Annotated in this window: 11 protein-coding genes; 4 read left to right on the plus strand and 7 right to left on the minus strand. The window is 68.5% G+C overall.

Annotated elements, in window-relative coordinates; genetic code table 11:
* Positions 1-99: 99 nt before the first annotated feature.
* The 6 genes from KRR26_RS27115 to KRR26_RS27140 all read right to left on the minus strand — a co-directional run bounded on the left by KRR26_RS27115 (position 100) and on the right by KRR26_RS27140 (position 5,928).
* A complete protein-coding gene (locus tag KRR26_RS27115; protein ID WP_217081213.1) occupies positions 100-858 on the minus strand; it encodes a ZIP family metal transporter in 759 nt (252 codons plus the stop codon).
* 31 nt (positions 859-889) lie between these two features.
* On the minus strand, positions 890-2,143 hold the full coding sequence (locus KRR26_RS27120) for a COG3014 family protein (protein WP_217081214.1): 1,254 nt from the start codon (positions 2,141-2,143) through the stop codon (positions 890-892).
* A 17-nt stretch (positions 2,144-2,160) separates the two neighbouring features.
* On the minus strand, positions 2,161-2,772 hold the full coding sequence (gene lpoB / locus KRR26_RS27125; RefSeq protein ID WP_120202598.1) for a penicillin-binding protein activator LpoB: 612 nt from the start codon (positions 2,770-2,772) through the stop codon (positions 2,161-2,163).
* Between the two features lie 13 nt (positions 2,773-2,785).
* Positions 2,786-3,616, minus strand: coding sequence for a hypothetical protein (locus tag KRR26_RS27130; protein WP_217081215.1), 831 nt, complete (start codon positions 3,614-3,616; stop codon positions 2,786-2,788).
* Positions 3,617-3,620: 4 nt separating this feature from the next.
* On the minus strand, positions 3,621-4,184 hold the full coding sequence (locus KRR26_RS27135; RefSeq protein WP_120202601.1) for a hypothetical protein: 564 nt from the start codon (positions 4,182-4,184) through the stop codon (positions 3,621-3,623).
* Positions 4,185-4,299: 115 nt separating this feature from the next.
* Positions 4,300-5,928, minus strand: a complete 1,629-nt coding sequence (locus KRR26_RS27140; RefSeq protein ID WP_120202603.1) for a mechanosensitive ion channel family protein — start codon at positions 5,926-5,928, stop codon at positions 4,300-4,302.
* Between the two features lie 139 nt (positions 5,929-6,067).
* On the opposite strand from KRR26_RS27140, the gene KRR26_RS27145 reads away from it, so the two are divergent.
* The 4 genes from KRR26_RS27145 (at position 6,068) to KRR26_RS37020 (ending at position 11,259) form a co-directional block, all read left to right on the plus strand.
* Complete coding sequence (locus KRR26_RS27145; RefSeq protein ID WP_120202605.1) at positions 6,068-6,451, plus strand: response regulator; 384 nt, start codon at positions 6,068-6,070, stop codon at positions 6,449-6,451.
* A complete protein-coding gene (locus tag KRR26_RS27150) occupies positions 6,451-8,010 on the plus strand; it encodes a multiheme c-type cytochrome (protein WP_217081216.1) in 1,560 nt (519 codons plus the stop codon). The genes KRR26_RS27145 and KRR26_RS27150 overlap by 1 nt, the downstream gene beginning before the upstream one ends.
* 122 nt (positions 8,011-8,132) lie before the next feature.
* Positions 8,133-10,061, plus strand: coding sequence for a LysM peptidoglycan-binding domain-containing protein (locus KRR26_RS27155; protein WP_120202609.1), 1,929 nt, complete (start codon positions 8,133-8,135; stop codon positions 10,059-10,061).
* A gap of 520 nt (positions 10,062-10,581) precedes the next feature.
* Positions 10,582-11,259 carry a L,D-transpeptidase family protein gene (locus tag KRR26_RS37020; protein WP_328707222.1) on the plus strand — a complete coding sequence of 226 codons (678 nt, stop codon included), beginning with the start codon at positions 10,582-10,584 and terminating at the stop codon, positions 11,257-11,259.
* A 5-nt stretch (positions 11,260-11,264) separates the two neighbouring features.
* Here KRR26_RS37020 and KRR26_RS27165 read toward each other — a convergent pair whose 3' ends face one another.
* On the minus strand, positions 11,265-13,022 hold the full coding sequence (locus tag KRR26_RS27165; RefSeq protein WP_120203313.1) for an ATP-binding protein: 1,758 nt from the start codon (positions 13,020-13,022) through the stop codon (positions 11,265-11,267).
* Positions 13,023-13,024 lie beyond the last annotated feature (2 nt).

Below are 13,024 nucleotides of genomic sequence, written 5' to 3' on the forward strand. Positions count from 1 at the left end.
GCACAGGCCCGCATGCGGGATGGTGCGTCGTGGGGAGCGCTGGCGCAGCCAAAGCCAGCCGGGCGGACGGGCGCTCGGCACGCCCCCTGGACCACAGCGTCAGTGCTCGATGCCGCCCGTCACCTGCGCGAGGGCAAGCATCACCAGCAACCCCGCTGCCAATGCAACCAGGTTGCGTCCAGGCTTGTCGCGGCCATGGCGGTTGACATGCGGCAGCAGGTCCGACACCGCGATGTAGAGGAACGTGCCCGCGGAGAACGCGAGCGCGCGCGGCGCGAGTGACTGGAACTTCAGGACCGCGTCGAAGCCGAAGTACACGGCCGCGCCCACCGGCACCATGAGCCCGTACATCACCGCGTACAGGAGGATGGGGCCGCGCTTCTTGCCCTCCGACTGGAGGATGGAAGCGAGCGACAGCGACGAGGGAATCTTGTGCGCGGTGATGGCGATGAGCGCCATCATCCCCACGCCCTCCTTCACCGCCGAGCCCAGCGCGATGCCGTCGAACAGCGTGTGCGTGGAGAGCCCGAGGAACGCGGTGAGGCCCAGGGCATGACCGTGGACATGCTCGGTGCAGTCGGGCGGCTCCTCGCAGGCGTGCGCCACGAGGTAGCGCTCCAACACGAGCACGAAGACGAACCCCGCCGGCACCATGGCGAAGGCCCACCAACCGCCCCCGTGGTACGCCTCCGGGAGCATGTGGAAGAAGGCGGCCCCGAACATGACGCCCGCCGCGAAGGCCAGGAACGTCACCAGCCGGGTGGGCCGCTCGTTGAAGATGACCACCGTCGCGCCGGCAAGCGAGCCGCACACGATGATGCAGGAATAGAGGACCACCACGGCAACGACCGACGACATGGGGCGCGCACCCTACTCCAAAATCCCGGACTCAGTAGCGGCGCACGACCACCAACCCCACGCGGCCCGGGCTGACCTCCACCTCGTGGGTGGTCACCCGCCCTCCGGAGGAGACCTCGACCGTGTGCTTGCCAGCGGGGACTCGGAAGCGCGCCACCTGGAACTCGGCCGGGAGGGACAACCAGGAGCGCAGGTCCGGCGCGTTGCCCGCGTTGAGCAGGAGGAACGCCAGGATCCCCACTTCCTTGCTCTTGGTCAGCGCCCCGACCCCCGCGGCCAGCCCCGCCTTCACCATGGCCCCGGCCAGCTGCTTCGCCAGCATCCGGCCAATGCGGTCATTGAGGTGCACCTTGGCCACATCCGCCAGGGACGTCACCGCCACGGCCCGCGCGGACTGCTCCGCCAGTCGGACCTGGATGCGCGGCGCCCGCCCTCGGTCCCGGTACACGGGGACCTCGATGAGGTCGCCCGAGGTACCGTAGTCGCGTGACGTGGAGGTCTTCTCCGGGGCCAGCCCCGCTTCCACCACCACCACCACCTGGGCCTCGCCCGGCGCCATGGGGGGATGGACGACGTTGGGGTACTTCGCGGTCAGCTCCGCGTAGGCGTCATCGCGCCCGGTCTTCTTCGCCAGCCGAAGCAGCGGCTCCACGAGCGTGTCCAGCCGGGGCTGCAACTCGAGCGCCTTGGCGTAGTCGATGTAAGCCGCGTCCCAGTCGTGCTGGTCCTCCCAGAGCACGCCGCCGAGGTAGCGCGCGATGGCGAGCTGCTCGTAGGGCTTCTTCTCATCGACAATCATCTTCTCCAGGCGCTCGTTGACCCGCCGCACCTCCACGAGCGCGTCCTCATCCCGGCCCAGCTCCGCGTAGTTCAGGGCCTGGAGGACGGAGATCATCAGCTTCTCGAAGTCCTCACCGGAGTAGGCGCGCTGACGCTCGTTGCTCACGAGCGTCATGGCCTCCTCGCGCACGGACACCGCATCCAGCTCACCGCTCAGCCGGTCCGCCTCCGTCAGCGTGGCGATGCTGTCCGCCCACCGTCCGGACGCGTGCTGCACCATGCCCTTGTCGAGCAGGAGCAGCAGGCGGTCCTGCGGCGGTGCTTGCTGCGCCTCGGTCTCCAGCGCGGTGAGCGCCCGGGCATAGTCCTCGGACTGGTACGCCACCCGCGAGACCTGCGTGCGCGCGACGTAGTCCGTGGCACAGCCGCTCAGGAGCAGGAGGCTCGCGAACACGAGCGCCCCCCGCCCCAGCGGGCGCCGGCGACTCCAGGACAGTGAGTCCATCGACGTGGTGGCCGGGACTACCAGCTCACCCCCCGCTTCTCGAACTTCTTGCGGATCTGCTTCTCGTCCGTCCAGGCGAGGGTGCCGGTGTGCACGTCGTTCAGCTTCGCCGTCATCTTGTAATAGACGAGCTTGTCACGGCCGACCTCCTGGACGATGGAGGCCAGGTCGCCCGTCATCAGGAAGTCCACGGACGCCTGATGGCCCGGGCCCTTCGCCGCGTTCGGGTCGACATAGCCGGACTGCTGGTACTCGTACTCCTCGGCGATGTCCTGGCGGGCCTGCTGATCCACGATGGCGAAGCGCCCCGTCTGCGCCAGCGCCGTCTGGATCTTGTCGCCCAGCGACCGCATGTCGATGTGCTCGCTGGTGCTGTTCTTCAGCTTGCCCACCAGCACGATGGGGAGCACCTGACCGGGGGCGGGCGGCTGGACGAAGCGCGGCGAGTTGGCCAGGGACTCGGCCATCTTCTTCGCGATGAGCTGCAGGTCGTTCTCGTTGAAGCGATCCGACAGCATCTCGATGGTGTTGGGGTCCTCGTAGGTTCCACGCGTGAAGGCGCGCGGGCCGGCATAGCAGCCAGTCAGCGAGGCGGCGACGAGGGCGGACAACAGCAGGCGGGTGTTCATGGGCACATGACTCCTAGTTCCATTCGCATTCGAAACGGCTGCCCTCGAAGTTCCACTTGAACGAGAGCACCGCGTCGCGGCGGTAGCCGGCCGTCAGCCGGCAGAGGCTCTGCAACGAGCCCCGCGGATAGTCGAAGGTGTACGTCTGGGACTTCGCGCGCTCGGCCGGGGTGAGCTGGGACGGATGGGTGAGCGTGGGATTGGCGCTGGCGGCCACCATCACCCGGTGCGGACCATACGTCTTGAGCGGCACGTTGCCCGCGAGCTGGATGCGGCGCACGGTGTGCGCGATGAGGATGTCGCTGCGGTCCACCATCGTCTCGTGCGAGTTCTGCCGCTGAAGCAGCTCCGGAAGGTTGGCGGTGAACACGCGGGTGAGGTCCCCGTCATCCACGAAGAAGTAGAGGAACGCCTCGCGCGCGGTGCGCCCCTCGCCGGTGAAGTCGAGGGTGACCAGCAGATCGAGCGCCCGGTTGGGCGGCAGCGAGTGCAGCGACACCGCGGCCAGCACGTTCTTGTCCACGCCCGCCTTCTTCAAGCGGATGAGGCCGTCCGCGCTCGCGTCGCAGGCGCAGCGGCGCTCTTCAATCATCTTCACGAGCTGGGCAGGCTCGAAGCCCGCCTGGGACAGCTTCGTCAGCTCCTCGTCCGAGAGGGGCAGCTGTTCCGAGCGCTCATAGAGGCGCGGGAGCTGGTTCGGGTCCCACTGGATGATGTTGTAGGTCTGCACATCCCCGGTGGGGAATGGCAGGGCCGGCTGCGGGCCTCCCCGCGCGGCGGGAGTGGCACGGGGAGCCTGACCGGCGGCCAGCGCGAGGGTGGCGGCGAGGAGGTGGGCGATCATGGCGTTAGAACCGGTATCCGACGTTCATGTACAGCCGGTGGGTCACTCCGTCGCCGCCGATGGGGATGTCCGGGGAGTAGTGCAACCCGAGCACGATGCGTTCCGAGTCTCCGAGGAGGAACTCGGCGCCCACCTGGGGAGAGATGCCGAAGCGCAGGCCGTCTCCCTTGGGGCTCACGATGGCGCCCGCCTTGAGGCCCGCCGTGAAGGTCAGCGGCCACCCCCAGGTGCGGAAGGTGGGGCCGATCATCCCGATGAAGCGACCGCCGTCGAAGACATAGGCCGCGCTCGCATCGAGCTGGTACCAGTCATCGCCCCAGAGCGACAGGGTGGCGCCGACGAAGAGCGGCGGCCCCTCGGGAGCGCCACGGGGGGGCTTCACCGAGTTGATGGCCGCGCCCCAGTCCAGTTGGAGGGACAGGCCCCGGCGGTTGTCACCGTATCCGCCCTTGCCGTACTCGGACTCCTCGGGCCCGTCAGTCCGGCCGCGGGACTGGGCCCCGGCGGTCAGTGGCACGGCGGCGGCCAGCAGCGCGAGGGCTCCGCACAACCTGGCATGACGCTTCATCTCTTGGACTCCCGAAGCAGTGGGTGCGACTTCACGGCGCGCGTGGACGGCGCGGCACGGCGGGATATTCAACGCGCCGCGAACAAGGGCGCAAGCGGCGCGTGCGCGCGCCCCGTCAGTCCCGAGGTCCCGCCAATGGGGGAACTGGCGCCGGGTCGGGAAGCGACGGGGCGGGCCGGGTCTCGGTACGGAGGGTAGGCAGCCACTGGGGCCGCGCGCGCAGGAAGACCACCAGCCGCTCGCGGACCAGGAAGCGCAGCTCGCTCACCCGGTCCGGGTTGGCCGCGCTCACCAGCGCCCGGAGGGTCAGCGTCTTGTCCTGCACGTCCAGCACCACGAGCGTCTGCACGCGGCCGTCCCACGCATGCCGCGCCTCGTTCTCCAGGATGCGCCGCAGCTCCACCCGCAGCGCATCAATGTCCGCGAAATAATCCACCTGGAGCGTGACGACGCCCAGCAACTCGGGGGTCGACTTGCTCCAGTTCTGGAAGGGCTTGTCGAGGAACTGGGTGATGGGGATGACCATGCGCCGTTGGTCCCAGATGCGGAGCACGACGTAGGTCAGCGTGATTTCCTCCACCGTGCCGAACTCTCCCTCGATGACGACCTGGTCCCCGATGCGGATGGGCTGGGTGATGGACAGCTGGATGCCGGCCAGCAGCGTGGAGATGGACTTCTGCGCCGCCAGACCGATGACGAGGCCGGCGATTCCGGCGGAGGCCAGGAGGGACACGCCGACGTTTCGCACCACCTCGAACTGCATCAGCAAGAGCGCCGCGCCGACCACGTAGGTGGCGACCTCGAAGACCCGGCGCAGCACGGCCAGTTGCGTGCGCAGCGAGCGGGCCCGCCCCACGTCGCCCGTCTCCGACGTCACGCGGCCCTGGACGAAGGCCTCGGACACGCGCAGGAAGCGCAGGATGAACCACGCGACCGCGATGATGACGAGCGAGTAGCTCACCCGGTCGCACAGCAGTTGGACCGGGCGCGGGAGCAAGAGGAAGGACGAGCCCGCCGCCAGCAGGCCCGCGAAGAACGGCAGTCGCAGCGGCCCTTGGCCCGCGGCCACCAGTTCGTCGTCCCATTCGATGCGCGTCCAGCGCGCCACCCGCAGCCCGAGCGCGAGCATCAAGCGCTCCAGCACCAGCGACAGGGCCAGGCCACCCAGCACCGTCACCACCAACCCCAACCACTGCCAGGGCTCGAGCCCCAGCCACGTGCCCTCGAAGAACAGCGGCGGCAAGGTCTCGGCGAACAGCGGGCCGTATTCATCGAACAGCTCGTCCACGGTCTTCATCGTGGATTCACTGAACACCCAGACGGGCCCGGCATCCGACGCAACGCGCTGCAGGCGGATGGGAACGGTGGCGCCCTTCAACGGGAGCGCCCCCAGCGAATCGAAGCGGGGGTCCGCGGGGTCCCCTTCCGGCGCCTTGGACAGGTTGGACAGGTCCACCGGCAGCTTGCGGTCCAGGACGAACTTCAGACGGCGGGCGAGTTGGAAGCCGCGCGTGGATTGCTCGGCCCGAGGCAGGTAGTCGAGGTCCAGGTAGAAGGCGGCCCGGGCGTAGTCGCCCCGGTGCGCGGCCTCCAGGAAGCCTCGCACGGCGTCATGCGGGTTCTGCCGCTCGACGCCGATGGGCACGGCCCCCAGGCCGGCATCGAGCGCCCCAGCGGGCCAGGCCCACGCCAAGGTCCACGCGACAAGGAGGGCCGCCAGGCCCCTGCGGGAACGGTGCGTCATGACGAACTTCCTTACTCCTTTTCACCTGTCTTGCCTGTCAAAGATGGCGCTGCTCCCACCAGGGGCGGACGGGCGGACGGGAAAGACATTGGTGCACCGGGTTTCGGTAGGCTAGAACCCGAGGGCAAGGAAGGGTGCCGTGTCCGAGAAGCGAAGAATCCTCCTGATTGACGACAGCGAGATCACCCTCGCGATGGAGAAGGCCGTCCTCGAGGCGCGGGGCTACGAGGTCGTCGCCACGTCGACCCTGATGGAGTTCGAGAAGACGCTGCAGAGCTGGCGCCCGGACCTCATCCTCACGGACATCCACATGCCCGAGGCCAAGGGCACGGACATCTGCCGCACCCTCAAGAACGAATACGGCACGCAGGACATCCCCATCGTCCTGTTCTCCAGCCTCCCCGATGATGAGCTGTCCAAGCTGGCCGAGCAGGTCGGCGCGGATGGCTCGCTCTCCAAGGTGAACGGCCTGGAGGCGATGGGCGAGAAGATCGACGAGTTGGTGCAGAGCATCCTCTGGTGATGCGCGCCTCGGTCCTCGCGGCGCTGCTGCTCGCGGTCCTCCCGGCCTGCATGCGCAAGGAGCCGAGGCCCGCCGAGACCGAACCCAAGACCGCCGCTCCCGCCCACGACTCGACCGGGGCCATCCTGTTCCTGTCCGCGGACATGCGGGGCTATCTGGGTCCCTGCGGATGCAGTGAGAACATGCGCGGCGGTATCGGTCGCGCGGCCCAGCAGATTCTGGATGCGCGCGCGGGCTCCCTCCCGGTCCTCTACGTGGACGGCGGCGACAGCCTCTTCGGCGAGTCCACGTTCCCGCCGGGCCAGGTGCCCCAGGAAGAGCGCAAGGCCCGCGCGCTGGCGGAGGCCATGAAGCTGATGGGCCTGTCCGTGCGCGCGGTGGGCGAGCTGGATGACGCGCGCGGCGCGGCCTTCCGTCAGTCGCTGCACCTGCCCGAGCTGCCGGCCGGACAGGTGAAGTTGCTCGACGCGGGGGCTCGCAAGGTCGGCGTGGTGTCCGCGACCTCCGGTGAGCAATTGGTCGCTTTGAGCACGCGCGCCCGTGGCGAGGGGGCGGACTTCGTGGTGGGCCTGCTGCACACGACCGTGGAGGTCGCCCAGGCCGCGGCGGAGCTGCCCGGACTCGCGGCGAACGTGGTCGTGGCCACGCACACCGCCTCGGAGTTCAGCGGCGAGGAGAACAAGCGCGTGCGCGCCGCCGTGCCCGTCGTGGCGCTCCAGAGCAAGGGCCGCTCGTTGCTGCGCATCGACCTCACGTATTCGCCCACGCGCGGGCCCTTCTCCCCCCTGCGCGCACAGGACGACACGGACCGCGAGGTGTCCGCGCTGGAGCAGCGCATGGCGCTCCTGGACAAGGACATCAACCTGCCGGGCGTGGACCCGCGCTTGAAAGCACTCAAGCAGGGCAAGCGCGATGAATTGGCTCAGCGCAAGCAAGCCCTGCTCACCGCGCCTCCCATTCCCACCAACGAGGGCAACGGCTTCACGCTGCGCTTCCTCCCGTTGGATCCCAGCCTTCCCACCGCGCCAGCCGCGCAGGCGCTGGTGACGTCCTACGACTCGGACGTGGGGAAGATGAACCTGGCCTGGGCGAAGGAGCACGGCGAGGAGTGCCCCGCACCGCAGCAGGGTCAGGCCGCGTTCGTGGGTACCCAGACGTGCCGCGAGTGCCACGCCGAGGCGTACGCCGTCTGGGAGAAGACCCTCCACAGCCACGCGTGGGGGACGCTGGAGCAGGCGGGCAAGCAGTACCACCTCAATTGCGTGGGCTGTCACGTCACGGGCTGGCAGCGTCCAGGCGGCGTGTGCCGGCTCGACAAAGTGATGGGCCGCGAGAACGTGGGCTGCGAGAGCTGCCACGGCCCAGGCTCGCTGCACGTGGAGAATCCGGGGCCCACCACCATCGTGGCCACGCCGGGGCGCGAGGCGTGCCTGACCTGCCACAACCCCGAGAACTCGCCTCACTTCGACTTCGCGACCTACCTGCCGCGCATCCTCGGCCCGGGGCACGGGAAGCCGCTGGACGTCGGCCAGCCAGCGAAGCGCCCGTCCACGCCCTGACGCCTGCGCACACGGAGCGTCCGCACCTCGGGCATACCCGGCGACTCGTAGTTTGACTGTCAAGAAAAAGCGCGAATACTGCGGCCTTCGCCTGCTTCTAGGCCCTTATTCTCAGCGCTCTCATGTCGCCTCTCTGCCTGCTCCTGCTCGCCCTGGCCTCGGTTCCTCCCTTGGAGGCCGGAGCGCCGTCATCGCCTCCGGGCACGCACGCGGTGGAGCCGCCCGCGGTGGCCGCGCCGCAGGCGGAGGAGCTGGAGTCCGAAGCCTCGGGCGAGAGCGAAGAGGTCGAGTCAGAGTCCGCGGAGATGGAGGAGCTGCGCGCGTTGGAAGGTGCCTCGCTGGATCCAGGCGCGCGCCCGAGCGCCGAGGTGATGCAGTCCCTGCGCCGTCTGGGCCTGGCCAACCCGCTGCGCATGCGGATGCTGGACGCGCTGGAGGAGGCCACCTTCCGCGAGGACGACACGCCTCCAGACCTGCCGCTCATCACCGACCTCTCGCGCTTCGACGTCGGGCAGGTGAAGGACCGCTACGACATCCCGGTGGAGATGCAGCCACTGGTGGCGCAGTACATCGAGTTCTTCCAGGGGCCGGGCCGGCGCTGGTTCTGCAAGTGGATGTCGCGGTCCACGCGCTACCTGCCGGTGATGCAGCCCATCCTGGAGAAGGAGGGCCTGCCTCGGGACCTCGTATACCTGTCGATGATCGAGAGTGGGTTCTCGACCAATGCCTACTCCTGGGCGCACGCGGCGGGGCCGTGGCAGTTCATCTCCAGCACGGGCAAGCAGTACGGCCTGCGCCAGGACTTCTGGGTGGATGAGCGCAGGGATCCAGTCAAGGCCACGCGCGCGGCGGCGCAGTACCTGAAGGACCTCTACGGCGAGCTGGGCCACTGGTACCTGGCGTGGGCGGGCTACAACACCGGCTCCGGGCGCGTGCGTCGGATGATGGAGCGCCTGGGCACGAACGACTTCTGGGCCATCTCCGAGGAGAAGGGGCTCGCGAAGGAGACGAAGCACTACGTGCCCAAGCTCATCGCCGCGGCGCTCGTCGCGAAGAACCCCACCGCGTTCGGATTCTCCGAGGAGGAGTTCGAGTACGAGTCCGCGCTGGAGTACGATGAGGTGAAGCTGCCGGACGCCACGGACCTGGACGTGGTGGCGCGCGCGGCGGGCGTGAGCGTGAAGGACGTGCAGGACCTCAACCCCGAGCTGCGCCGCTGGTGCACGCCGCCCACGAGCACCAGGCAGCCCTACATGCTGCGACTCCCCAAGGGCAGCGGGCCTCGCTTCGCGGAGAACATCCAGAAGCTATCGCCCATCGATCGCCTGACGTATCGCGTGCACAAGGTGAAGCGCGGCGACACGCTGTCTCAGATTGCCTTGAAGTACGGCAGCGCGCCCGAGGCCATCCTGCAGATGAATCGGCTGAAGGGCATGCGCACGCTGAAGCTCAACACGGAGCTGGTGATTCCAGTGCCCACGGGCCGCGGTGGCAGTGGCGACGCGGGCGGCGCGCTGGCCAGCAAGGTGGCGCAGGCTCGGCGCAGCGGCGTGGTGGCGATGCGGCCCGAGGACGAAGTCCCCGCTGGCACGCCCAAGGCCCCCGTCGCGGTGGGCCCCACCAAGACCGAGACCATCAACGGCAAGTCTCGCGTGACGTACGGCGTGGCGGAGGGCGACAGCCTCTGGCTCATCGCCAATCGCTTCCAGGTGTCGGTGGATGACCTGAAGAAGTGGAACAACCTGCCGCGTCGCAATCGGACGCTGTCCGTGGGCACTCAGCTCTTCATCTGGTCGCCGCAGGCAGCACCCAGCGGCGCGACCGTGGCGAAGGCCGCCACGAGCTCGGGCACCGTCGTGGTCGCGTCCAACGTGGCCAGCCAGGCGCCGCAGGGTGGCAACAAGAAGGTGCACACGCTGGCCGAGGGCGAGACGCTCTGGTCCGTGTCGCAGCGGTACGGCGTGACGGTGGAGGACATCATGCGGTGGAACCACATCAAGGACCACCGCACGGTGCCCACCGGGAAGCTGCTGCACTTGAGCGCGGAGTAGACGGTGGCGTGAGACAGGACGTGGCTCGGCGCTGACGCCCGGTCACGTCCTTGCAGTGGGCGAGGGCATGCTCACCTCGCTCTCTCGCACCAGTTCGCCGTCTCCGACGGGCTTCACGGACGCAGCCGCGCCGGCCGAGCCCGCTCCGGGCAACATCCCGTCTCGAAGAGACTCCAGTCCGCGGGATGCCCGTCTCGACACGAAGACATCCGAGCCCCCTGCGTCTCGCGCGGAGACCATCGCCGCGCCCCTCGGTTGGACCCCTCGCCACGCTGTCGCCACGACACACGCAGCACGGCGTCCCCCCTCGCAGCCTCCGCCCAGCACCGCGACACTCGACGCACCACGCATCACGACGCAGCCCTGGCCCGCTCGCGAACCGCTCGATGCGCCACCCGCGGCTGGACTCCCCTCCCCTGTCGCCGCCCCCCTCGAACACGCTCGCTTCACGGGATTGCCGCAACTCGCGGACGTCGTGGCGGGGGGACAGGTGTTGGGTCCGGGGACTCGCGGAGAGGGCGTGCGCGCGGTTCAGGCGGCACTGCTGGACATGGGCTTCGCGCTGCTGAACGGCGCGGATGGCGTCCATGGCGCGGACACGACTCGCGCACTGCGCAACTTCCAGATCCACGCGCGCTCCATGTTCCCCGACCTGCGCTCCACGGGCGCGCTGGACACCACCACCCTGCGCGCGTTGGATGCACTCGCGCCAGCCCGAGGGACGCGCGGCCAATCCCAACACGTCCCCGTCCCTCTCTATGACGGGCAGCCCGTGCGCGTGGTGGTGGCCTTGCGCGAACACCGCACGTTCCTGTTCGACCCTGAGGGCAAGCTGCTCGACATCTTCCCCAATGCCGCGGGGACGGTGAACACGCCCACGCACCGCGGCCTCAAGGTCGTGCGCGCGAAGTTGGATCAAGTGGCGGCAGAGGCCGCGGGCGCGCGCCTGTGGAACGACCGCCATGTGTTTGGCGTGCGCATCCTCGACCTGTCATGGGCCAATGGCCGCCACTCGGGCGAGGAGCTGCATGGAACGAGCGCCCCCGCCCTGCTGGGTGGGGACGTGTCACATGGATGCGTGCGCCACGCGAACGAGCACATCGTCGCGCTGTACGACGCGCTCTCGGTTGGCGACCGCGTGGCCGTGGTGGAGACGGTGGACGACCCGAACCTCGGCGTCCCGGTGTCCGTGTCGTGAGGCGATTACTGCTCCTCCAGGAGCATCTTCAGCTCACGGACGCGACGACTGATGAAGTCCCGGTCCAGGGTTCGGAAGTTCTCCGGGAGCAGCTCGCGGCTGGTGCACTCCTGCACGGCCACCAGATTCTGGAGTTCGATCTCCAGCGGATAGCTGGGCGGCACGAAGTCCGCGAGCACGGCCTTGAGGTCGTCCTGCGTCACCTGCTCGCGACCGTCCGCGAGCGCATGGAACTTCGAGCGGACCATCACCGCCTCGATGTCCGCGCCACTGAAGGCCCGGACCTCTTTGGGGATGAAGGACGAGAACGACTCGATGCCCTCCACCGACACGCCCGTCTTCTTGCTCATCACCTTGAAGAGGTCGTCTCGCTCGGCATCCGTCTGCGGATAGAAGAGCGCGATGTGCTCCTCGGCACGACCCTGGCGCTTGAGGTCGATGGGAAGCAGGTCCGGCCGCGCGGTCATGAGGAACCAGACGATCTTCCCGCGGTACTGCGTGTTGCCCATGAAGGACGCGATGGAGCCGAAGATACGGCTGCTCGTGCCCGAGTCGCCCCCCGAGTCGCGGTTGCCGAGGAAGGTGTCCGCCTCGTCGATCATCACCGCCACGGGCCACAGCGCCTTGAGCAGGTTGAAGATCTTCTCGAGGTTGGCCTCGGTGACGCCCTGCCACTGGCTTCGGAAGTTCAGGAACTTCACCACCGGGATACCAATCTCTCCGGCGAAGCAGCTCACCATGAACGTCTTGCCCGTACCCACGGGGCCGCTGAGCAGATAGCCCATGGGCATCACCTCCAGGCGCCCCTTCTTCAGGGCCTGGGCGGCCTGCCGAAGCATCTGCTTGGCCCGGCCATGGCCCGCCACGGCGTCGAGCGTGTGCGCCGGCTCGATGAACTCCAGGAGGCCATGGCACTCCGCCTGGATCATCTCCTTCTTCTTCTCCTTCAGCAGCTCGGGCGTGATGCGCACTTCACGCTCGAGGGCCTCGGTGAGGATGCGATCCAGATTGATGCGCGACAGACCCGCGGTCATCTTCGCGAGTCCGGCCAGCGGCACATCCGAGAGCGACTGGAGGCGCTTGCCCTCCAGCTTGGAGCGCACGTAGTCCAGGCGCTCGTCCTCGGTGGGCAGCGGCAACTCAATGGGCGCCACGTACGGATTGCGGCTGATCCGCGGCGACATGTCCGCCAGGTTCTCGGCCAGCAGCACCACGGACACGTCTCCCGCGAGGAACTGCGGGTCGTGCGCCCACTTGTCCAACGTGGCCACCACGAAGCGGTCCTCCGCGGACAGGTGGCTCATCTCGCCACCAGGGACCAGCGTCTCCGCGAAGTCGATGACGAGCGCCATCGAGCGGCCTTCGCTCAGCCGCATGCGCAGGTAGTTCTCCAGAATCTGCAGCGCGCGACCTGGGTCTCGCGGCAGCACCTTGGAGAAGTCCGTGCCGTACATCGCGTCGTAGCCGGCCATGGCCCGCTGCAGGTCCTTCTGCGTCTCGGGCGAAGCAGAGCGGATGCCGGACGAACGGTCGTAGAAGAGGACATGGTCACGCCCGCCGAAGAGTTCCTCGGAGAGGAACGTCTTGAGCGTACCGAAGCCGCGGCTACCGTCCTCCAGCATCAGCGGCTGGAGGTCTCGCACCGCGCCGTAGAGGAGGAAGGTGCTGACCGTCTTCGTGTAGTACTTGCGAGCGAGTTGCTGCGCCCACCTGGGCAGGTCCGCCAGCGGATCCGCCTTGTTCACCTTGCGCACCTTCGTCACGG

The sequence above is a fragment of the Citreicoccus inhibens genome (genome assembly GCF_019039035.1).
GTDB lineage: Bacteria > Myxococcota > Myxococcia > Myxococcales > Myxococcaceae > Citreicoccus > Citreicoccus inhibens.

Coding starts and splice junctions, on each gene's coding strand:
- KRR26_RS27115 (WP_217081213.1), bottom strand. CDS start 858: ATGTCGTCGGTCGTTGCCGTGGTGGTCCTCTATTCCTGCATCATCGTG.
- KRR26_RS27120 (WP_217081214.1), bottom strand. CDS start 2,143: ATGGACTCACTGTCCTGGAGTCGCCGGCGCCCGCTGGGGCGGGGGGCG.
- lpoB (WP_120202598.1), bottom strand. CDS start 2,772: ATGAACACCCGCCTGCTGTTGTCCGCCCTCGTCGCCGCCTCGCTGACT.
- KRR26_RS27130 (WP_217081215.1), bottom strand. CDS start 3,616: ATGATCGCCCACCTCCTCGCCGCCACCCTCGCGCTGGCCGCCGGTCAG.
- KRR26_RS27135 (WP_120202601.1), bottom strand. CDS start 4,184: ATGAAGCGTCATGCCAGGTTGTGCGGAGCCCTCGCGCTGCTGGCCGCC.
- KRR26_RS27140 (WP_120202603.1), bottom strand. CDS start 5,928: ATGACGCACCGTTCCCGCAGGGGCCTGGCGGCCCTCCTTGTCGCGTGG.
- KRR26_RS27150 (WP_217081216.1), top strand. CDS start 6,451: ATGCGCGCCTCGGTCCTCGCGGCGCTGCTGCTCGCGGTCCTCCCGGCC.
- KRR26_RS27155 (WP_120202609.1), top strand. CDS start 8,133: ATGTCGCCTCTCTGCCTGCTCCTGCTCGCCCTGGCCTCGGTTCCTCCC.